The organism is Kitasatospora griseola, from assembly GCF_014648555.1.
Taxonomy (GTDB): Bacteria; Actinomycetota; Actinomycetes; order Streptomycetales; family Streptomycetaceae; genus Kitasatospora; species Kitasatospora griseola.
Window position 1 is genome coordinate 390,119 of record NZ_BMRI01000003.1, and the last position, 20,272, is coordinate 410,390.

The 20,272-nt window shown below is 72.8% G+C and carries 19 protein-coding genes; 10 read left to right on the plus strand and 9 right to left on the minus strand.

Features of this window, described 5'->3' with window-relative positions:
- Positions 1 to 163: 163 nt before the first annotated feature.
- Entirely contained in the window at positions 164 to 739 is a 576-nt protein-coding gene (locus IEZ12_RS05920; protein ID WP_189271096.1) for a DUF6542 domain-containing protein, read from the plus strand.
- On the opposite strand, the gene ppgK is transcribed toward IEZ12_RS05920, so the two are convergent.
- Together ppgK and IEZ12_RS05930 are read right to left on the minus strand one after the other, a co-directional pair.
- Positions 693 to 1,484 (minus strand): polyphosphate--glucose phosphotransferase, encoded by a 792-nt coding sequence (ppgK, locus tag IEZ12_RS05925; RefSeq protein WP_189271097.1) that lies wholly within the window; start codon positions 1,482 to 1,484, stop codon positions 693 to 695. The two genes, IEZ12_RS05920 and ppgK, sit on opposite strands and share 47 nt — an antisense overlap.
- 178 nt (positions 1,485 to 1,662) lie before the next feature.
- Positions 1,663 to 2,637 (minus strand): 4-hydroxy-3-methylbut-2-enyl diphosphate reductase, encoded by a 975-nt coding sequence (locus IEZ12_RS05930; protein WP_189271098.1) that lies wholly within the window; start codon positions 2,635 to 2,637, stop codon positions 1,663 to 1,665.
- A gap of 74 nt (positions 2,638 to 2,711) precedes the next feature.
- Here IEZ12_RS05930 and IEZ12_RS05935 point away from each other — a divergent pair, with 74 nt between their 5' ends.
- Positions 2,712 to 4,043: an APC family permease gene (locus tag IEZ12_RS05935; protein ID WP_189271099.1), complete on the plus strand. Its 1,332-nt coding sequence runs from the start codon at positions 2,712 to 2,714 to the stop codon at positions 4,041 to 4,043.
- A gap of 80 nt (positions 4,044 to 4,123) precedes the next feature.
- A complete protein-coding gene (xseA, locus tag IEZ12_RS05940) occupies positions 4,124 to 5,338 on the plus strand; it encodes an exodeoxyribonuclease VII large subunit (RefSeq protein ID WP_189271100.1) in 1,215 nt (404 codons plus the stop codon).
- A gap of 9 nt (positions 5,339 to 5,347) precedes the next feature.
- Here xseA and IEZ12_RS05945 read toward each other — a convergent pair whose 3' ends face one another.
- On the minus strand, positions 5,348 to 5,827 hold the full coding sequence (locus IEZ12_RS05945; protein WP_043915866.1) for a GNAT family N-acetyltransferase: 480 nt from the start codon (positions 5,825 to 5,827) through the stop codon (positions 5,348 to 5,350).
- A 61-nt stretch (positions 5,828 to 5,888) separates the two neighbouring features.
- Here IEZ12_RS05945 and IEZ12_RS05950 point away from each other — a divergent pair, with 61 nt between their 5' ends.
- Together IEZ12_RS05950 and IEZ12_RS05955 are read left to right on the plus strand one after the other, a co-directional pair.
- Positions 5,889 to 6,119, plus strand: a complete 231-nt coding sequence (locus IEZ12_RS05950) for an exodeoxyribonuclease VII small subunit (RefSeq protein WP_100588908.1) — start codon at positions 5,889 to 5,891, stop codon at positions 6,117 to 6,119.
- Positions 6,120 to 6,244: 125 nt separating this feature from the next.
- Positions 6,245 to 6,838 carry a malonic semialdehyde reductase gene (locus tag IEZ12_RS05955; protein ID WP_189271101.1) on the plus strand — a complete coding sequence of 198 codons (594 nt, stop codon included), beginning with the start codon at positions 6,245 to 6,247 and terminating at the stop codon, positions 6,836 to 6,838.
- Between the two features lie 80 nt (positions 6,839 to 6,918).
- Here IEZ12_RS05955 and IEZ12_RS05960 read toward each other — a convergent pair whose 3' ends face one another.
- On the minus strand, positions 6,919 to 7,446 hold the full coding sequence (locus IEZ12_RS05960) for a DUF4245 domain-containing protein (protein WP_229847273.1): 528 nt from the start codon (positions 7,444 to 7,446) through the stop codon (positions 6,919 to 6,921).
- Positions 7,447 to 7,629: 183 nt separating this feature from the next.
- On the opposite strand from IEZ12_RS05960, the gene glpX reads away from it, so the two are divergent.
- A complete protein-coding gene (gene glpX, locus IEZ12_RS05965; RefSeq protein ID WP_043915862.1) occupies positions 7,630 to 8,670 on the plus strand; it encodes a class II fructose-bisphosphatase in 1,041 nt (346 codons plus the stop codon).
- Between the two features lie 79 nt (positions 8,671 to 8,749).
- On the opposite strand, the gene IEZ12_RS05970 is transcribed toward glpX, so the two are convergent.
- The gene (locus tag IEZ12_RS05970; protein WP_100588831.1) at positions 8,750 to 9,103 is read right to left on the minus strand and encodes a WhiB family transcriptional regulator; all 354 of its coding nucleotides are present in this window, start codon (positions 9,101 to 9,103) and stop codon (positions 8,750 to 8,752) included.
- Between the two features lie 242 nt (positions 9,104 to 9,345).
- Positions 9,346 to 10,092, minus strand: a complete 747-nt coding sequence (locus IEZ12_RS05975) for a DUF1707 SHOCT-like domain-containing protein (protein WP_229847274.1) — start codon at positions 10,090 to 10,092, stop codon at positions 9,346 to 9,348.
- Between the two features lie 334 nt (positions 10,093 to 10,426).
- On the opposite strand from IEZ12_RS05975, the gene IEZ12_RS05980 reads away from it, so the two are divergent.
- Positions 10,427 to 12,088, plus strand: coding sequence for a fumarate hydratase (locus IEZ12_RS05980; RefSeq protein WP_100588829.1), 1,662 nt, complete (start codon positions 10,427 to 10,429; stop codon positions 12,086 to 12,088).
- Positions 12,089 to 12,151: 63 nt separating this feature from the next.
- Here IEZ12_RS05980 and IEZ12_RS05985 read toward each other — a convergent pair whose 3' ends face one another.
- Positions 12,152 to 12,364: a hypothetical protein gene (locus IEZ12_RS05985; RefSeq protein WP_189271102.1), complete on the minus strand. Its 213-nt coding sequence runs from the start codon at positions 12,362 to 12,364 to the stop codon at positions 12,152 to 12,154.
- Between the two features lie 294 nt (positions 12,365 to 12,658).
- Here IEZ12_RS05985 and IEZ12_RS05990 point away from each other — a divergent pair, with 294 nt between their 5' ends.
- The 3 genes from IEZ12_RS05990 (at position 12,659) to IEZ12_RS06000 (ending at position 18,487) form a co-directional block, all read left to right on the plus strand.
- The gene (locus IEZ12_RS05990) at positions 12,659 to 15,547 is read left to right on the plus strand and encodes an AfsR/SARP family transcriptional regulator (protein WP_189271103.1); all 2,889 of its coding nucleotides are present in this window, start codon (positions 12,659 to 12,661) and stop codon (positions 15,545 to 15,547) included.
- 427 nt (positions 15,548 to 15,974) lie between these two features.
- Positions 15,975 to 16,712, plus strand: a complete 738-nt coding sequence (locus IEZ12_RS05995; protein ID WP_229847275.1) for a class I SAM-dependent methyltransferase — start codon at positions 15,975 to 15,977, stop codon at positions 16,710 to 16,712.
- 56 nt (positions 16,713 to 16,768) lie between these two features.
- Positions 16,769 to 18,487: an ATP-binding SpoIIE family protein phosphatase gene (locus tag IEZ12_RS06000; protein ID WP_189271104.1), complete on the plus strand. Its 1,719-nt coding sequence runs from the start codon at positions 16,769 to 16,771 to the stop codon at positions 18,485 to 18,487.
- Positions 18,488 to 18,494: 7 nt separating this feature from the next.
- Here the strand turns inward: IEZ12_RS06000 and IEZ12_RS06005 are convergent, their stop codons facing one another.
- Positions 18,495 to 19,220 (minus strand): HNH endonuclease, encoded by a 726-nt coding sequence (locus tag IEZ12_RS06005; RefSeq protein ID WP_229847276.1) that lies wholly within the window; start codon positions 19,218 to 19,220, stop codon positions 18,495 to 18,497.
- A complete protein-coding gene (locus IEZ12_RS06010) occupies positions 19,217 to 20,140 on the minus strand; it encodes an AAA family ATPase (protein WP_373295443.1) in 924 nt (307 codons plus the stop codon). The genes IEZ12_RS06005 and IEZ12_RS06010 overlap by 4 nt, the downstream gene beginning before the upstream one ends.
- Positions 20,141 to 20,272: the final 132 nt, after the last annotated feature.

A 20,272-nucleotide genomic window follows, 5' to 3' on the forward strand; every position in this document is an offset into this window, starting at 1 on the left:
TGGCTTGGAGGGCGTCGAGTTGGCCCGGTGCGGGCCGATCCCCCAGTCTACGGGGCGTGCGGGGGGCCGAGGCCGCGCGGTGGGGCGTGCACCGGCCGGACACGGATCAATTGGTCGGGAGCCATTACACACGGTGTCGATGATCGGACCGTACGTTGGTCGGGTGGAGCAGAGCATCCGTACCCAGCCGCCAGGGCCGAGACGACGAGCGCCGGGGCGCGGCGCCGACGAGGCCGCCGTTCCGGGGCAGAGCCGGCCCCCCGAGTCCCGGTTGCGGACGGCCTCCGACGGCCGGTCCGGACCCCTTGTCCAGCGGCTGCTGCACCGGCTGCTGACGGCCCGTCGGCAGCGGTCCGGCGGCCCGCCGGCCCGGCTGACCGCGGTGGGCGCCGGCGTGGTCGCGGCGGCCGGGACGCTGGCGTTCGCCGGGCTGGACCGGCTGATGTTCGGGGGGCTCGGGGTGCTGTTCGGGCTCGGCTATCTGGTGGTGTGCTTCCAGCTGGCCGTGCGGGTGCGGTACCCGGACCTGCCGGCCGCGCCGATCTGCGGCCCGATCGCGTTCGCGGCGGCGCTGGTGCTGCTGCAGCCGGGCACCACGAGCGGCATCACCGGCCAGGTGGTGGCGCTGGCCGGCGGGCTGGCGCTGCGCGCGGGCTGGCTGTTCGCCGGGACCGGCCTGGCCACCGCGATCGTCACCGCGCGTTACGTCGCCCAGCGCCGCCGCCACCGGAGCCGGTAGCCGGGACCGCCCGGCTCGCGGCCATCGCCGCGCCGACGATGCCCGCGTCGTTGCGGAGCTGGGCGGGGACGATCTCGGTGCGGCGGTCCTTGAGCAGCGGCAGGAACTTCTCGTGCTTGCGGCTGACGCCGCCGCCGACGATCACCAGCTGCGGGGAGAAGAGCATCTCGACCAGGTCGAGGTACTCGTCGACCCGCTCGGCCCACTTGGGCCAGCTGAGGTCGTGGCGTTCCTTGGCGGCGGAGGAGGCGCGCCGTTCGGCGTCCTTGCCGCGCATTTCGAGGTGGCCGAGTTCGGTGTTGGGGACGAGCACGCCGTCGGAGAACAGCGCGCTGCCGATGCCGGTGCCGAAGGTGAGCAGCAGGACCACCCCGGGGCGGCCGCGGCCCGCGCCGTGGGTGACTTCGGCGAGTCCGGCCGCGTCGGCGTCGTTGACCACGGTGGCGGGCAGGCCGAGCGCCTCGCCGAACCGGGCGGCGGCGTCCAGGCCGATCCAGCCCTTGTCGACGTTGGCGGCGGTCCGGGTGTGCCCGTCGACGACCACGCCGGGGAAGGTCAGGCCGACCGGCCCGCGGTGGTCGAAGTGCCGGACGACCTCGCAGACCGCGTCGATCACCGCGTCGGGGCCGGACGGGTGCGGGGTGAGCACCTTGTGCCGCTCCTGCGCGAGCACGCCCCTGTCCAGGTCGACCGGTGCGCCCTTGATGCCCGAGCCGCCGATGTCCACGCCGAAGACCGTCGTCACTGCCGTCGCCTTCCGTACCGCCGGGGACGTCCGCTGCCCGCCGGCCTTCGCACCAACGTACGGGGGCGCGGGGGCGGGCGCAGCCGTTCCCGGACGGCCGCCGCCCGCACGGCCGACGCCCGGACCCCTCGGGAGAGGGATCCGGGCGTCGGCGGGCTGACGTGGGTCGGACGGCCGGTCAGAGCTTGCCGGCGGCCTCGGCGCGCAGGTCGCGGCGGAGCTCCTTGGGGAGCGAGAAGGTCAGGTGCTCCTCGGCGGTCTTGACGATCTGCACGTCCTCGAAGCCGTGCGCGGCGAGCAGCTGCAGCACGCCCTCGACCAGGATCTCCGGCACGGACGCGCCGCTGGTCAGGCCGACCGTCTGCACGCCCTCCAGCCAGCCGAGGTCGATCTCGTCGGCGAAGTCGACCAGGTGGGCGGCCTTGGCGCCGTACTCCAGGCCGACCTCGACCAGGCGGACCGAGTTGGAGGAGTTCTTCGAGCCGACCACGATCAGCAGGTCCGCCTCGGGGGCGAGCTGCTTGACGGCGACCTGACGGTTCTGGGTGGCGTAGCAGATGTCGTCGCTGGGCGGCGAGACCAGCAGCGGGAAGCGCTCCTTGAGGGCACCGACGGTCTCCATGGTCTCGTCCACGGAGAGGGTGGTCTGGGAGAGCCAGACCAGCTTGGACTCGTCGCGGATCTTCACGTTGGCGACGTCCTCGGCACCGTCCACCAGGTGGATCCGGTCCGGGGCCTCGCCCATGGTGCCGACGACCTCCTCGTGGCCCTCGTGGCCGATCAGCAGGATGTCGTAGTCCTCGTCGGCGAACCGGCGGGCCTCCTTGTGCACCTTGGTGACCAGCGGGCAGGTCGCGTCGATGGTGGCGAGCTTGCCGGCTTCGGCCTCGTCGTGCACCGACGGGGCGACGCCGTGCGCGGAGAACACCACGATCGCGCCCTCGGGCACCTCCTCCGTCTCGTCGACGAAGATCGCGCCCTGCTTCTCCAGGGTCTGCACGACGTACTTGTTGTGGACGATCTGCTTGCGGACGTAGATCGGCGCCCCGTACTGCTCCAGGGCCTTCTCCACGGCGATCACGGCGCGGTCGACACCCGCGCAGTAGCCACGGGGGGCGGCGAGCAGGACACGGCGCTGAGCACTGGTGGACATGTGCTCCATCGTACGGGCGAGTCCCGCCCGCGTGGACGCGCGTCGCCCGGTCGGCGCGGGCCCGGACCGGTGGAATGGCGAGGGTGAGCACACAGCCAGGGACGACGGAACTGCGGCGCACGCTCGGCGTGCGCGATCTGATGGTGTACGGACTGCTGTTCATCGCCCCGATGGCGCCGGTCGGCGTGTTCGGCGTGCTGGACGCGAAGAGCCACGGCGCGGTCGCCGCGGTCTACCTGGTGGCCACCGTGGCGATGGGGTTCACCGCGCTGTCGTACGCCGAGATGGTGCGGGCGGTGCCCAGGACCGGGTCGGTGTTCGCGTACGCGCGGGCCGGGCTCGGCGAGGGGCCGGGGTTCGTCGCCGGGTGGATGGCGATGCTGGACTACCTGCTGATCCCCGCCGTCGCCTACCTGTTCTCCGGCATCGCGCTCAACTCCCTGGTGCCGGACGTCTCCCGCTGGGTGTGGACGGTGCTGGCGGTCCTGATCACCACCGCGCTCAACCTGACCGGGGTGCGGACGGCCGCCGTGGTCGGCTTCGCCGTGCTCGCCATGGAGATCGTGGTGCTGACGGTGTTCGTGGTCGCCGCGTCGGTGGAACTGGCGCTGCACGGGGCCGCCCGCGACTGGGGCTCCCCGTTCGGGGGAGTCGGCGGGTTCTCGTTGACGGCGGTGCTGTCGGCGGTGTCGGTCGCGGTGCTCTCCTTCCTCGGCTTCGACGCGATCGCCTCCTTCGTGGAGGAGGCGGTCGGCGCCTCGGCCGCCGTCGCCCGCGCGGTGCTCTGGTGCCTGGCGGCGGCCGGCCTGCTGTTCGTCGCCCAGACCTACCTGGCCGCCGTCCTGGAACCCATGACGCCCGATCAACTGGCCGCGGACCCCGCCGCGCAGGGATCGGCGTTCTACGACACCGTCGAAGCCTCCGTCGGGCACTGGCTGCACGTGCTGATCGCCGCCTCCAAGGCCATCGGCGCGGCATTCGCCGCACTCGCCGGCCAGGCCGCGGCCGGACGCCTGGTCTTCGCCATGGGGCGGGAGGGCCGCCTGCCCCGGCTGCTCGGCGCCGTCGACGAACGCACCGCCGTCCCCCGCCGCGCCCTGCTCACGGCCGCCGTCATCACCCTGGTCGCGGCCGTCTGGGCCGCCCGCCGCGACGACGGACTCGACCAGCTCACCTCGGTGGTCAACGTCGGCGCCCTCACCGCGTTCGTCCTGCTGCACGCCTCGGTGGTCGGCTGGTACGTCGTGCGCCACCACTCCCGCGACTGGCTGCGCCACGCCGTCGTCCCGATGCTCGGCGTCGCAGTGATCGTCGCGGTCCTGGTGGAGGCCTCGCACACGGCGCTGATCGTGGGCGGGATCTGGCTGGCGCTGGGCTTGCTGATCCTGCTGACGCAGAAGCGCTGACGGCGGCGCGCGGGGGTGCCTCCACGCGCCGCCGTCCGTGCGCCCGCCTGCGTGTCCCCCGCAAGAGCTAGCCTCGGGGGATGGCTAATGCGAGCAGTCCCGAAGCGCCCCTGCCCGTGGCAAAGGTCTCGGCGCTGATCGGCGGGTGGGTCGATCGGCTGGGCGAGGTGTGGGTGGAGGGGCAGATCGCGCAGCTGTCGCGGCGGCCGGGGGCGGGGATGGTGTTCCTGACGCTGCGGGACCCGGATCGGGACGTCTCGTTGACGGTGACGTGTTTCCGTTCGGTGTTCGAGCAGGTCGCGGATGCCGTGCAGGAGGGCTCGCGGGTGATCGTGCTGGCGAAGCCGGAGTGGTACGCGGCGCGCGGCACGCTCTCGTTGCGGGCGTCGGAGATCCGGCTCGTCGGGTTGGGTGAACTGCTGGCCCGATTGGAGCAGTTGAAGCGCAAGCTGTTCGCCGAGGGCCTGTTCGAGGAGGCCCGGAAGAAGCCGCTGCCGTTCCTGCCGGGCTGTGTGGGCCTGGTGACCGGTCGCGGTTCGGCGGCCGAGCGGGACGTGCTGGAGAACGCCCGGCGGCGGTGGCCGGCGGTGCGGTTCGAGGTGCGGAACGTGCTGGTGCAGGGGCCGCAGGCGGTGTCGCAGGTGTGCGCCGCGGTGCGCGAGCTGGATGCCCGGCCGGAGGTCGAGGTGATCGTGGTGGCCCGCGGCGGCGGCAGTGTGGAGGATCTGCTGCCGTTCTCCGACGAGGAGTTGGTGCGGACGGTGGCGGCGGCCCGGACGCCGGTGGTGAGTGCGATCGGCCACGAGCCGGACCAGCCGCTGCTGGATTTCGTCGCGGACCTGCGGGCGTCCACCCCGACGGACGCGGCGAAGCGGGTGGTGCCGGACGTCGGCGAGGAGCTGGCGAAGGTGCGTCAGCTGCGGGACCGGGCGCGGCGGTACGTGGTGCACCGGGTGGACCGGGAGGCGGCGGGCCTGGCGTCGGTGCGCAGCCGGCCGGCGCTCGCGGCGCCGACCGAGGCGGTGGCGGCGCGCGGCGCGGAGGTGACGGCGCTGGTGGAGCGGGCCCGCCGGGTGCTGGGGCACCGGCTGGACCACGCGCAGACCGATCTGGGCCATGCGCTGGCCCGGGTGGTGGCGCTGTCGCCGCTGGCCACGCTGGAGCGCGGGTACGCGGTGCTGCAGCGCGAGGACGGCGCGGTGGTGACGGATCCGGCGCAGGTCGCGGGCGGCGAGGCGCTGCGGGTCCGGGTGGCGGGCGGCTCGTTCGGGGTGCGGGCGGCCGAGGAGGGCTGAGGGCGCGGTTCAGTCGGTGAGCAGCCGTTGGCGGGAGAGCGCGGTGGAGTGCTCGTGGAAGCCGAGGCTGCGGTAGAGCGCCTCGCCGCCCTCGGTGGCGTGCAGGTCGACGCGGGTGGCGCGGCGTTCGTCGAACCAGGCGATCAGCGCTTCGGTGCAGGCCCGGGCGTGGCCGCGGCCGCGGTGGCCGGGGTCGGTGCAGATGTTGAAGACGAAGCCGAACAGGCCGTCGGGGTGGCCGGGGGCGGGCAGCCGCTGTTCGAGGGTGCCGACGGCGCAGCTGGCGAGTCGACCGGGGCGGTCCGGGTCGTCGATCACGTAGGCCTGCAGGCGCCGGTCGGGTTCGGCGAGCTGACGGGCCACCAGGTCCTGGGCGGTGTGCTGCCAGTGGCCGGGGCGCGCTTCGCCCTGCATGGACTCGAACATCAGCGTGCGCAGGCGGACGAGTTCGGCGGCGTCCTCCGGGCGGGCCGGGCGTGGGGTGCTCATGTTCGGCAGCGTAGGCGGGGGTGCAAGGGGTTTGTCCGGGCCTGCCCCTACGCTGGGCGCCATGGCTGATCAGCAGGGTGCGGGCGCCGAGCAGGCGCTCGGGTACGAGCAGGCGCGGGACGAGCTGCTGGAGGTGGTCCGGCGGCTGGAGACGGGCGGGACGACGCTGGAGGAGTCGCTGGCGCTGTGGGAGCGCGGCGAGCAGCTGGCGAAGGTGTGCCAGCGCTGGCTGGACGGCGCACGGGCCCGGCTGGACGCGGCGCTGGCGGCCGAGGAGTCCGCGGGCGAGTAGCCGCGCCGGAGTGTGGCTCGGATCACAGGCAGTCCGGGGAATGGTTTAACTTTCACCGAAGTTGAATCGGGGTGTACGGCACCCGCCGTGCCTGACCGCCCCCAGCTTTGAGGTAGGACACCGTCATGACCCTGGCCCTCGACGCCGCCGCCCAGGACCTGCTGTTCCGCGAGGCCCGCACCGCCAACACCTTCTCGGACGAGCCGGTCAGCGACGAGCAGATCCAGGCGATCTACGAGCTGGTGAAGTTCGGCCCGACCGCCTTCAACCAGCAGCCGCTGCGCATCGTCCTGGTCCGCTCCGACGACGCCCGCGCCCGCCTGGTGCAGCACATGGCCGAGGGCAACCAGGCCAAGACCTCCGGCGCGCCGCTGGTCGCGATCCTGGCCGCGGACAACGAGTTCCACGAGGAGCTCCCGACCCAGCTGCCGCACTTCCCGCAGGCCAAGGACATGTTCTTCAGCGAGCGCTCGGTCCGCGAGTCCTCCGCCACCCTGAACGGCGCCCTGCAGGCCGCGTACTTCATCATCGGCGTGCGCGCCGCCGGCCTGGCCGCCGGCCCGATGACCGGCTACGACGCCGCGGGCATCAACAAGGAGTTCTTCGCCGACGGCGACCACTCGGTGCTGGCCGTGGTCAACATCGGCAAGCCGGGCGAGGACGCCTGGTTCCCGCGCAGCCCGCGCCTGGCCTACGACGAGGTCGTCACCACCGTCTGAGCCTGCTCGGCCCCGTGACAGCGAAGGCCCCCGCCGTTCCCCGGCGGGGGCCTTCCGCGTGCGGCGACGTGTGACGACCGCTACTTCAGCGACTGGGCGAGCTGCGCGAGCTCCTCGTAGGAGGCGGTGCCGGTGAGCACCGTGGTGCCGGTGCTGCCGGCGGGACGGGTCAGCGCCCGGTAGCGGTCGCCCTGCACCCGCTGCCACTCCTGGCCGTCCACCGTGGCGGTGCCGTCCGGCTTGCCGCCGGGGACGTTCTTGGCCACCACGTCGTCGGGCTTGCCGTCGCTCTGCTCGATCGCCGCGTACTGGCCGGAGGCGGTGCTGAAGCCCAGGTGCCAGACGGCGTGAGCCTTGTCACTGGCGCCGTAGCTCACCGAGGTGGCCTGCCAGCCCTCCGGCAGCGGCTGCGGGCCGACCAGCGGGTACGGCGCGGCGCGCTTCGCCGACGCCAGCTCGACCTGGTACTGCACCGGGTGCACGCCGTTCTTGCCGTCCGCGCTCGGGATGCTGAAGTACGCCACCGTGACCACGATGCCGACCGCCGCCATCGACAGGACCATGTCCCGTACCGTCTGACGGCCCTTCTTGCTGCTGTTGCCTGCCACCCGCCCATGGTAGGCGGCGCTTACGGAACGGCGGCGCACGGGCCGCCCCGTCGCGGTGCGCGCGGAGTGCGCCGCAGACTCCCGTCCCACCTGCCGATACGATCGCAGCAACCCTCGAAGCAGCGCCGGTGACCCTCCGCGACCCGACGCTGACTGGCCGTCGCGTACAGAGAGGTAACGACGATGACCACGCAGTACCCGCACCACCTTCCCAGCGCCCTGGAGGTCGCGCCGGAAGCCCCCGATCGCAACCTGGCCCTCGAACTGGTCCGGGTCACCGAGGCCGCCGCGATGGCCGCCGGCCGCTGGGTCGGCCGGGGCGACAAGAACGGCGCCGACGGCGCGGCCGTGAAGGCGATGCGCACCCTGGTGTCCACCGTCTCCATGAACGGCGTGGTCGTCATCGGCGAGGGCGAGAAGGACGAAGCCCCGATGCTGTACAACGGCGAGCGGGTCGGCGACGGCACCGGCGCCGAGTGCGACGTGGCGGTCGACCCGGTGGACGGCACCACGCTGACCGCCAAGGGCATGAACAACGCCGTCGCCGTCCTCGCCGTCGCCGACCGCGGCACCATGTTCGACCCCAGCGCGGTCTTCTACATGGACAAGCTGGTCTGCGGCCCCGAGGCCGCCGACTTCGTCGACATCACCGCCCCCGCGGCCGTCAACATCCGCCGGGTCGCCAAGGCCAAGGGCTCCGCCGTCGAGGACGTCACCGTCGTCGTCCTGGACCGGCCCCGCCACAACGACCTGGTCAAGGAGATCCGCGAGGCCGGCGCCCGGATCAAGTTCATCTCCGACGGCGACGTGGCCGGCGCGATCATGGCGGCCCGCGAGGGCACCGGCGTCGACCTGCTGATGGGCATCGGCGGCACCCCCGAGGGCATCATCGCGGCCTGCGCGATGAAGTGCATGGGCGGCACCATCCAGGGCCGGCTGTGGCCCAAGGACGAGGCCGAGAAGCGCAAGGCGCTGGACGCCGGCCACGACCTGGACCGGGTGCTGCACACCGACGACCTGGTCAGCGGCGAGAACGTGTTCTTCGTCGCCACCGGCATCACCGACGGCGAGCTGCTGCGCGGCGTCCACTACCGCTCGGAGACCGCCACCACCTCGTCGCTGGTGATGCGCTCCAAGAGCGGCACGATCCGGCAGATCGACTCCACCCACAAGCTGGCCAAGCTGCGGGCCTACAGCGCGATCGACTTCGACCGCGCCAACTGAGCCCGGGCGGCCGGGCCCGCGGGCACGTTCGGGGCCGCCGGGGAGATCTTCCCCGGCCGCCCCTGCCGCGCGGCCCGGCTCAGCCGGCTATCCGCGCCGTCAGCCGCCGCGCGTCCAGCAGTTCGGCCTCGCGGCGGCGCCGACGGGCGAGCACCACACGGCGCTCGGCGGCCGTCAGCCCGCCCCAGACGCCGTACGGCTCGGGCTGGGCGAGGGCGTGCTCGCGGCATTCCAGCAGCACCGGGCAGCGGGCACAGACCCGCTTGGCCTGCTCCTCGCGGGCCAGCCGGGCGGCCGTCGGCTCCTTGGACGGAGCGAAGAACAGCCCGGCCTCGTCGCTGCGGCACGCGGCGGAAGTGTGCCAGGGGTTGTCGTCCGGATCCGGGACCGCGGGGCGGCGGGCGGCGGCGGTGGACTCGATCGGATGCAGCACGGTGACTCCTGACCAGGCTCAAAGGCTCGGGGTTGGGTCGCCTCCTGCCCGACTGCCCCGTGCTCCCTCGCCGTGGCACCGTCGCCGACCCGCGGGGTCACAGCCGTACAGGAACGATGTGCGATTGGAACTACCCCGCCACCCCCGGATTCATGCACACCGCACGCAATCGACTACCCACTGCACTCGCAACAACGACGAGTGCCGTCAAGCGAGTTGACGATCCGTGAGATCTCCGCAGGTCAGCCCTCCAGCTGGCGGCGGACCCACTCCTTGAGCTTCTTTCCGCGCTTCGGCTTGGCCTCGCAACCGCCGAACACCGCCGCGCCCTTGATCCGCACCACCGGCGCGTACGGGTCCGGCGAGGTCTGCTCGCGGACGTCGAAACCGCCGAAGATGCCGGCGCCGCTGCCCTGCAGCGTGACGTTCTCCGGAACCCGGATCTCGACGCCGCCGAACACCGCGATCACCTCGATGACCACCTCCGGCGACTCGAACACCGCGTCGGTCAGGTCGATCTCGACACCGCCGAACACCGCGACGGCCTTCAGGTGCGAACCCACCCGCCAGCGGCCCTTGCGGGCGGCGCCGCCGAACACCGCGAGCATCGTGGGCGATTCGGCCCGGGCCGGCGGCAGCGAGGGCTGCTGCTGCGGGGCGGGGGCCGGGGCGTCCAGCGGCGGCTTGGTCAGGTTGTGCCGGATCGGGCCCGGGTGGCTGGGCAGGTCGCGGGTGAGCGGCTCCAGTTCGCCGAACGTGCGGGCGTTGTAGGCGGCCTCGATCCGTTCGGCGTGCTCGTCGACGGTGAGCCGGCCCTCCGCGTAGGCGTCGCGCAGCAGGTCGGCGACGCGCTCGCGGTCGGCGTCGGCGGCCCGGAGCTCGCCGGCCAGATCGGTGCCGGGGGCAGGGGCGGGAGCCGGCGTCGGCTCGTTCTTCTTCATCGGGGCGGGCGGCTGGTCCTGCGGCTGCTGAGCGGGAGAGTTGTCCACGTCACAAGCCTAGCGAGCCCGCTCACCACCCGAACGTCGGTTCGACGCAATGCGCGTGGCGCGTTCGACGCGGGGTTCGTGGCGTGCGTGACGTGTTCCGCGTGGGGTGCGTGACGTGTTCCGCGTGGGGTGCGTGACGTGTTCCGCGTGGGGCGGGTGGGGCAGTTCGATGCGGAGTTGGCGGTGCGTTCGGCGCGGGGCGCACGGGGCCCGCGCGGGGAGCTCCGCGTGACCCGCGTCACGCAGGCCGACCTGAGCGCCGGGGGCGCGCGCCTTGCGCCTAACCTGGAGGGTGCCTCGTCGACGACGCCGAAAGAACTGAAGGATCTCCCCCATGGCTTCAGAGTTCGCCTACCGCGACCTGCTCCCGCTCGGTGCGGACACCACCCCGTACCGCAAGCTCACCTCCGAGGGCGTCTCCACCTTCGAGGCCGGCGGGCGCACCTTCCTGCAGGTCGAGCCGGAGGCCCTGCGGCTGCTCACCGCCGAGGCGATGCACGACATCTCGCACTACCTGCGCCCGGCCCACCTGGCCCAGCTGCGCCGCATCCTGGACGACCCGGAGGCCAGCCCCAACGACCGCTTCGTGGCGCTGGACCTGCTGAAGAACGTCAACATCTCGGCCGGCGGCATCCTCCCGATGTGCCAGGACACCGGCACCGCGATCGTGATGGGCAAGCGCGGCCAGAACGTGCTGACCTCCGGTCAGGACGAGTCGGCGATCGCCCGCGGCGTGTACGACGCGTACACCAAGCTGAACCTGCGCTACTCCCAGATGGCCCCCGTGACCATGTGGGACGAGAAGAACACCGGCAACAACCTGCCGGCCCAGATCGAGCTGTACGCCACCGACGGGGACGCCTACAAGTTCCTGTTCATGGCCAAGGGCGGCGGCTCGGCGAACAAGTCGTACCTGTACCAGGAGACCAAGGCGATCCTCAACGAGTCGTCGATGCTCAGCTTCCTGGAGCAGAAGATCCGCTCGCTGGGCACCGCGGCCTGCCCGCCGTACCACCTGGCGATCGTGGTCGGCGGCACCAGCGCCGAGTTCGCCCTGAAGACCGCGAAGTACGCCTCCGCGCACTACCTGGACAACCTGCCGACCGGCGGCGACGCGAAGACCGGCCACGGCTTCCGCGACCTGGAGCTGGAGCAGAAGGTCTTCGAGCTCACCCAGAAGATCGGCATCGGCGCCCAGTTCGGCGGCAAGTACTTCTGCCACGACGTCCGCGTCATCCGCCTGCCCCGGCACGGCGCCTCGCTGCCCGTCGCGATGGCCGTCTCCTGCTCGGCCGACCGCCAGGCGCTCGGCAAGATCACCGCCGAGGGCGTGTTCCTGGAGCAGCTGGAGACCGAGCCGGCCAAGTACCTGCCGGAGACCACCGACGCCCACCTGGACGGCGACGTGGTCCGCGTCGACCTCGACCAGCCGATGGCCGCGATCCGCGAGCAGCTCTCCAAGTACCCCGTGAAGACCCGGCTCTCGCTCTCCGGCACGCTGGTGGTCGCCCGCGACATCGCGCACGCCAAGATCAAGGAGCGGCTGGACCGCGGCGAGGGCATGCCGCAGTACATGAAGGACCACCCGGTCTACTACGCCGGCCCCGCCAAGACCCCCGAGGGCTACGCGTCCGGCTCCTTCGGCCCCACCACGGCCGGTCGGATGGACTCCTACGTCGACCAGTTCCAGGCCGCCGGCGGCTCCATGGTCATGCTCGCCAAGGGCAACCGCTCCAAGCAGGTCACCAAGGCCTGCAACGAGCACGGCGGCTTCTACCTCGGCTCGATCGGCGGCCCGGCGGCGCGACTCGCCCAGGACTGCATCAAGAAGGTCGAGGTCCTGGAGTACCCCGAGCTCGGCATGGAGGCCGTCTGGCGCATCGAGGTCGAGGACTTCCCGGCCTTCATCGTGGTGGACGACAAGGGCAACGACTTCTTCGCCGAGGTGACGGACGGCCCGCTGATCACCAGCCTGCGGGTGCGCTCGGCGCAGTGACCCGATGAAACGGGACGAGCCCCGGCCGGTGAGGGTCGGGGCTCGTTCTGGTGAGGGCGAGCGTCACGGGCAGTTGCCGACGGTGCCGAGCGGCTCGAAGGTCTCGCTGTCCTTCCGCTGGGCGGGAACCACGGGAACTTCCTCGACCGGCGCCTCGGCCAGCATCGTCAGGGCCTGCTCGATCGAGTTCGGGTCGGCCGGAGCCGCGACGTGCTCGACGGGGGTCGGAGTCTCCTCGGCCACGGGGACGGCGGCGGTGGTGATTTCGTTGGCCATGGGGTGGGCCGCCTTTCATTCAAGAGTTCGGATCACCCGGACGACTCTCCCCGGGCACGCGGCCAGTATCGTAGGGGCCGCTAAATGTCTCATAAACGTCGCACTGCGCACCCGCTTGGTAGACGTTTGCGGGCTTCCTCATAAGCTGACGCACCCACATGACGGGTATCAGCGTGGGAAGCAGACGGTTCATCGGCCACAGGGGAGGACATGGAGCTTCAGGGCACGCGCTCCGCAGAGGCGTTGCGCTTCCAAGTGCTCGGCCCTGTCCAGGCATGGCGTGGTGACGCACCGTTGGCGCTCGGATCCCCGCAGCAGCAGGCGGTGCTGGTCGCTCTGCTGCTCGGCGAGGGCCGCCCGGTCACCACCGACGACCTGGTGGACGGCATCTGGGGGGACCGGACCCCGCCGCAGGCGGTCGCCGCGCTGCGCACCTACATCTCCCGCCTGCGCTCCGTGCTGGAGCCGAACCGTGCCGTCCGGAAACCGTCCGAAGTGCTGGTTTCGGTGAGCGACGGCTACGCGCTGCGCGTTCCGGCCGAGGCACTGGACCTGTCGGTCTTCGAACAGCGGGTGGCCGAGGCCACGAACGCCCGGTCGGAGGGCAATTTCCGGTCGTCGCACGACGTCCTGATGTCGGCCCTCGACCTGTGGAGCGGCCGCCCCATCCCCGGAGTGCCCGGCCCGTACGCCGACGCCCAGCGCAGCCGGTTGACGGAGCGCCGACTCGCGGTCGCCGAGGAGCGCTGCGCGATGGCGCTGGAGATCGGCCTGCACGCCGATGTGGTGGCCGAGCTCAACTCGCTGTCCGCCGCCCACCCGTTGCGGGAGCGGCTGCGTGAACTGCTGATGCTGGCGCTGTACCGCAGCGGCCGACAGGCCGAGTCCCTCGGCGTCTACGCGGACACCCGGAAGCTGCTCATCGAGGAGCTGGGCGTGGAGCCCGGCACCGGCCTCGCCGCCATGCACACCCGCATCCTGGCCGGCGACCCGGAGTTGACGGCGGTGCTGGCCACTCCGGCCAAGGCCTCCGCCGAGGAGTCGGCGCCGTTCGTTCCCCCGGCGCAGCTGCCCGCCGATGTCTCGGACTTCAGCGGCCGCAGCAAGCTGGTCAGCGAACTCCGGGACGTCCTGAGGGCGGGTTCCGGCCAAGCCGTGGTGGTCACCTCGCTGGCCGGCATCGGCGGCGTCGGCAAGACCACCCTCGCGGTGCACGTGGCCCATGGCCTGCGACCGGACTTCCCGGACGGGCAGTTGTACGTGGACCTGCGCGGCGCCGGCGCCTCGCCGGCCGACCCGGCCGTGGTGCTGGGTGACTTCCTGCACGCGCTCGGCACACCCGACACCCCCGACTCGCTGGACCAGCGCGCCGCGCTCTACCGCTCGTTGCTGGCCGACAAGCGGATGCTGATCCTGCTCGACAACGCCCGTGACGCCCAGCAGTTGCGACCGCTGATCCCCGGTGTCTCGGGCAACGCCGTCATCGTGACCAGCCGCTCCCGTCTGGCGGAGATCCCCGGCGCGCACCTGGTGGACATCGAGGAACTGACCCCGGACGAGGCGCTGGCGCTGTTCTCCGCGATCGTCGGCGCGGAACGGGTGGCCGCCGAACCCGAGGCCGCGCTCCAAGTGGTCACCTCCTGCGGCCTCCTGCCGCTGGCGGTCCGCATCGCCGCCGCCCGGCTGGCCAGCCGCCCGCGCTGGAGCGTGTCGGACCTGGCCCGTCGGTTAGCGGACCAGCGCAACCGGCTCCAGGAGCTCCAGCTCGGCAACCTCGCCGTGGAGACCACCCTGGGGCTCGGTTACGCCCAGTTGCAGCCCGAGGAGGCCCGGGCGTTCCGACTGCTGTCCGTGGTCGACTCGCCCGACCTGCCGCTGGCCGCGGTGGCCGCTCTGCTGGGGCGGGAGGAGCGGGAGGCCGAGGACCTGGCGGAGGCCCTGGTCGAGGCGAACATGCTGGAGTGCTTCACCCCCGGTCGGTACCGCTACCACGACCTGCTCCGCCTGTACGCGCAGCACCAGAACGTGAAGACCGGCGACACGGCGGAACAGCACGCAGCATTGATGCGCCTGTTGGACCTGTTGCTGGCCACCATGCAGAACGCGGCCCGGGTGATCGAGCCGGACGACGAGCTGAACGAACAACTGCACCTGCCGGTCTCCTCCGGGCTGCCGCTGTCCGACAACACCGCCGCCCGGAGCTGGCTGCGGACCGAGATCTCGCTGGTCCTGGGAAGCATCGAAGCAGCGGTCGGGACGTCCATCGCCCTGCTCCGGCCGGCCATGGACCTGGTGCTGATCCTGCGCGCGCTGGTCGAGGACCCGACCTCGGTGCCCCGTTTCCGCTCCGCGCTGGTGGCCGCGTCGACGACCGCGTCGGAGGACCGGGACACCGAGGTACTGGCGCGTGTGCGGTATGCGGCGGGCCACCTCCACCAGATGGCCGGTGAACACGTGGAAGCGGAGTCGTCGCTCCGTCTCAGCCTGGAGCTCCAGTCCGTGGCACGCCCCAGTCGGCTGCAGATCTCGGTGGCGAACGAGCTCGCCATCGTGCTGACCATGGCGGGCCGGTCGGCGGAGGCGCTGCCCTTCTACCAGCAGGCCCACGCGATGAGCCGGACTCTCGGTGTGCCGATCAGTGAGGCGCGGCTGCTCGCCAACATGGCCAGGGCCTATGTCGGGCTGGAGCGGCACGAGGAGGCGGTGGAGTCGGCCCGTGCGGCGGTGACGGCGGCCCGGGCATCCGGGAACGTGCCGTGTCTCGCCGACACCCTCTACCAACTCGGCGTCGTCCTGCGCTCGACCGGTGAGGCCGGTGAGGCGGCCGTCCATCTCCGCGAGGCGCACCAGTTGTACCGGGCGCAGCAGCATCCGATCTGGGAGGGCTACTCGCTGGCCCGCCTGGCGGCCTGCCTGGTCGCGGACGGTCAGTTCGCCTCCGCCGCCGAGGCCGCGGAGGAGTCGTTGTCGATCGCGCAGGAGATCGAGGCGGCGTACTGCCAGGGGATGGCCAATGCCGCTCTCGGCGAGGCCCTGCTCGAACTCGGGCAGCCCTCCCGAGGACTGGCGTGTCTTCAGGAAGCGCTGACCGTGTTCACGCGGCTCGGTGTGCCCGAGGCCCAGCCCGTGCAGGACCTCATCGACTCGCGGCACACCGAGCCTTCCCCTCCCCCCGCGCCGTAGGCCTTCGCTTCCCCCGTGGTACCCCCCTGGTCCCCCCTGGCGAAGGCCTGTCCCCCCCGGGGCGTCAGCGTCCCCGCAGCCCCCCGGCTGCGGGAACGCTTTGACGCTTCCCCGGCGCTGAGGAAGACTCTGCCAGGCCGCGATTGACGTTCGATAAACGTCTGCGGTAACCAGGTTGACGGGGTATCGACGCAGGTCAGAGGCGTGGTGCGGGCGCGCTGGGCAGCGTGCGGGGTGCTGGCGTGCTCCGTTGCGGGCGACGGTGTGCTTCCCCTGGCGGGCGATATTCGCCCAACGGCGCACGAGTTGGCCGGAAACGGACTCCACAGTGCGGTGATCGCGTTTATTCTCATAGGCCAGGGTCGGGAGTGGTGTGCGGACCACGACGGGTGGGGCAGGACGCGCGCGGGAGAGGTGCCCAGATCAGGTGACGGACGAACAGATTGCTGTCCCCGTCGACGCCGAACGGGCGTCCGCGGGTGAGGGCCGACGGGCCGAGCGGGCCGAGCAGGCCGCTGCGTTCGACGCGATGGGAGAGCGCTACCAGGAGGTGTTTCCGGCCAGGTCGGGCCAGTTGGCCTGCGCGGGGTGGCTGCTGGAGCAGCTGCCGGCCGGGGCCCGGGTGCTGGACGTCGGGTGCGGGGCGGGTGAGCCGACCGCCGGTCAGCTGGCGGACGGCGGGCTGCGGGTGATCGGCGTGGACCTCTCGGAGGGCATGCTGGCGCAGGCCCGGAAGGCCGTGCCGGCCGCAAAGTTCCACCGGTTCGACGTCGTCGACCTGGCCACCGGGAACGCCGAGCGACTGTGGGGCGTGCCCGAGTTGGGGCCGGCCGGGGCCGGGACGTGGGACGGCGCGGCGGCGTTCTTCTCGCTGCTGATGCTGCCCCGGGCCGAGATCGCCGTGGCGCTCGGCCGGATCCGTGAGCTGCTGCGCCCCGGCGGCCTGCTGGCGCTGGGCATGGTGGAGGCGGACCTGGACAACGCACCGCTGCCGTTCCTGGAGCAGGAGATCCGGGTCAGCGGCTATCTGCGCGAGGAGCTGACGGGGCTGCTGGAGCGGTCGGGCTTCACCGTGGAGGCGGTGGACAGCCAGTCGTACGCCCCGGCGGGGTCCGCGCAGCCTCCGGAGACCCAGCTGTACCTGCGCTGTCGGCGCACCGGCTGACCTGACGTCAGCCCCAGCTACGACGTCCTCCACATCTGCACAGAATCGGGCAGCCCGTGCGCGACCAACTGGAGCCCCTGGCGGGGCAGCAGCCCGCCGTACCCGTCCAGCGGCATCCGCCGCCCGACGGGCCGCCCCGGCTTGCCGAGCGCCTGGCGTACCTGGACGGTGCGGCCCGGCGGATCAACAGTTCGCTCGATCTGACGGCCACCCTGCGCAACCTGGGCCGGGTGCTGGTGCCCGAACTGGCGGACGCCCTGGTGGTGCTGGTCCGCGACCCGCTGCCGGACGTCGAGCGCGACCTCGGACGGCCGCGCGCGCTGCGGGTGCTGCACACCGCCGGGACGCGGCTGGGCCGGCGCGGCGGGCTGCGCCCGGTGCCGCCCGGCAGCGCGCTGGAGCGCGCCCTGGAGCGGCGCGCCCCGCACGGCCCGGTGGTGCTGGACGAGCAGCGCGGCGGCCTGCCCGCCGAACTGCTCGGCGCCCGGGCGCTGGGCCGGCTGCCCGCGGGGACGGCGCTGCTGGCGCTGCCGCTGCACGGGCGGCAGGCGGCGCTCGGCATGCTGCTGCTGATCCGGCGGCCGGCGGCGGACGGGCAGCCGGTGTCGTTCGACCCGGCGGACACCGCGACGGCCGCCCATCTGGCGACCCACGCGGGCCTGGCCGTGGACACCGCGCTGCGCTACACCCGCGAGTGGGAGATCGCCGACGAGTTGCAGCGCTCGATGCTGCCCGCGCACCTGCCGCAGCCGCACGGCGTGCGCCTGGCACACCGCTACCTGCCGGGCGAGCGCGGGGCGCAGGTCGGCGGCGACTGGTACGACTCGATCCCGCTGCCGGGCAACCGGGTGGCGTTGATCGCCGGCGACGTGATGGGCCACTCGCTGACCTCGGCCGCGGTGATGGGCCAGCTGCGCACCTCCGCGCAGACCCTGGCGGGCCTGGACCTGCCGCCGCACGAGGTGCTCTACCACCTCGACGAGCAGGCCCAACGCCTGGGCCGCGAGCACCACTTGGCGACCTGCGTGTACGCGGTGTACGACCCGATCGCGGGCCGGGTGGTGATCGCCAGCGCCGGGCACGTGCCGCCGGTGCTGGTCGGCCCGGACGGCACCAGCGAGCTGCTGGACCTGCCGCCGGGGGCGCCGATCGGCGTCGGCGGGGTGGACTTCACCTCGGTGGAGCTGGCTGCCCCGCCCGGTTCGGCGCTGCTGCTGTTCACCGACGGCCTGGTGGAGACCCGCCGCCGCCCGCTGGGCACCGGCCTCGAACTGCTGCGGGCCCGGCTGGAGGGCGCCCACCGGCTCACCCCCGAGCAGCTGTGCCAGGAGGCGCTGCGGATCCTGCCGCCCGGCGACCGGGCCGACGACATCGCGCTGCTGGCCGCCGCGTTCGACGGGATCCCGGCCGACGACGTCGCCTACTGGTACCTCCAGCCGCGGCACGAGACGCCGGGCCGGGCGCGCCGGCTGGCCGGGCACGCGCTGCACAACTGGGGCCTGGACCATCTGCGGGAGAACTGCGAGCTGATGGTCAGCGAGCTGGTCACCAACGCGATCCGGCACGCCACCCGCCCGGTGACGCTCCGGCTGGTGCGCACCTCGCGCCTGCGCTGCGAGGTCGGCGACGACTCCGCGGCGCTCCCCCGCACCCGCCGGGCCGGCCCGGACGAGGAGCGCGGGCGCGGCCTCCAGATAGTCGCCCGGTGCGCGGACCGCTGGGGCGCGACCCGGCTGGGCGCGGGCAAGGTGGTCTGGTTCGAGCAGCGCCTCTGACCGGCCCTCAGGCGACGAATCCCGGTTCGGCGGCGACCAGTTCGTCCAGCGCGGCGAGGACGTCCGGGCCGAGCACCGCGAGCGCCAGCGGGCGGCTGCGGCGCAGTCCGAGGACGGTGCGCAGCACGTCGGCGTGATGGATCTCGCGCAGGGCCGCCGCGTACTCCTCGGCCTCGGCGGGGCCCGCCAGCTGCCAGGTCAGCAGCAGGGCCTTGACCACGGCGAACATCATCCGCCGGCCGCGCACCAGTTCGGGCCGCTCGTTGAGACCGAACACCTCGATGGTGGCCTCGCCCCGGACGGTGAGCGGGTCGTACGCACCGGAGTCCAGGTAGAGCAGCAGGTGGTCGGCCGGGTCCTCGCGGCACGGGTCGACCAGCAGGCCGTCGCCGGTGGCCGGGTCGCGCGGGAAGCGGTCGCGCTTGCGGTTGCTGTTGCAGTGCGCGCAGGCCAGCAGGTGGTTCTGCCAGTCGAAGGTCCGCAGCGGCGCCTGGGCGATCGGCTCGAAGTGGTCGATATCGGTGCCCAGGTTGTCCCCGCAGTACATGCAGCGCTCCAGGCCGGGCGCCATCTGCCGCAGCATCAGCCGCAGTTGGGCCTTCGGCCGGACGGCCTTGCGCCACGCGGCGCGGCCGGACGCGGTGCTCGGGCCGGCCGCCCGGATGCCGGCGGTGGCCCGGTCGAGGTCGGCGGCCAGCCGCGACTGCAGGGCGGGCCGCTGGAGCGGGATCACCGGTCCCGGCCGAGCAGCCGCGCGGTGACCTCGTCGACCCGGGCGGTCAGCGAGCTGTTCAGCTTCGCCCCGAGCTCCCGGTACTCGGCGAGCTCCGCGTCGGTGGCCCGGCCCGCGTACATCTTGCGCTCCAGCCGCACCAGCAGGCGGCGTTCGGCCTCGGCGGCCGGCGAGTAGGCGCTGGGCAGCCCGAACAGCTCCGACAGCACGGTGTCCTCGCCGCTGCCGTACAGCACCCGCTGCCGCAGGTCCTCGTCCAGCCGGTGCGGCGCGAAATCCTCGGCGGGGCCGGGCAGACGGATCAGCGCGCCCGGATCGGCGGCCTGGCAGACGTACGGGCTGTGGGTGGCGACCAGGAACTGGGTGCGCGGGAACCGCTCGGTCAGCCACGGGCCGAGACGCTGCTGCCACACCGGGTGCAACTGGCGGTCCACGTCGTCGATCAGCACCGGCCCGGGGTGCGGGACCGCCGAGAGCCGGCCGACCAGCCGGGCCAACGCGGCGACGCCGTCGCCGAGTTCGTCCAACGGCAGTTCCAGCTCGCCGTTCGCCACGTACTGCCGCCGCGGGTCGCTCACCCGCCAACCGGTGGGCAGCACCCCGGCCACCGACTCGGCGTCCAACAGGACGTCACGGCCCCCGGCCGGCTCCACGAACAGCGCCCTCGGCACACCCTGCGCCACCCCGACCCGCCAGCGCGGCGCGGGCTCGGCCTCCACCCAACCGTCGCCCCAGCCCGCGGCCGAATCACCCGGCAACGCCCCGAGCGCCACCGCGACCGCCCGCAGCAACGTACTCTTCCCGCTCCCGTTCGGCCCCGCGACCACATTCCACCCCGGCCCCTGAGGAACCGTCAGATCCACCGCCCGCGCCCCACGGAAGCACTTCACGCCGGACACCCTGATCCGCGACACGTACACCCGCCCACCCCCTCACCGTTCTTTATGCCCACCGCCCACCCACCCACCCGTGACCCCGCCGCCAAGGTGAACGCAGAAACACCGCTGCGCGGGCGGGAGAAGCCGGAGGGGACAGACACGAGAGCGACCCAC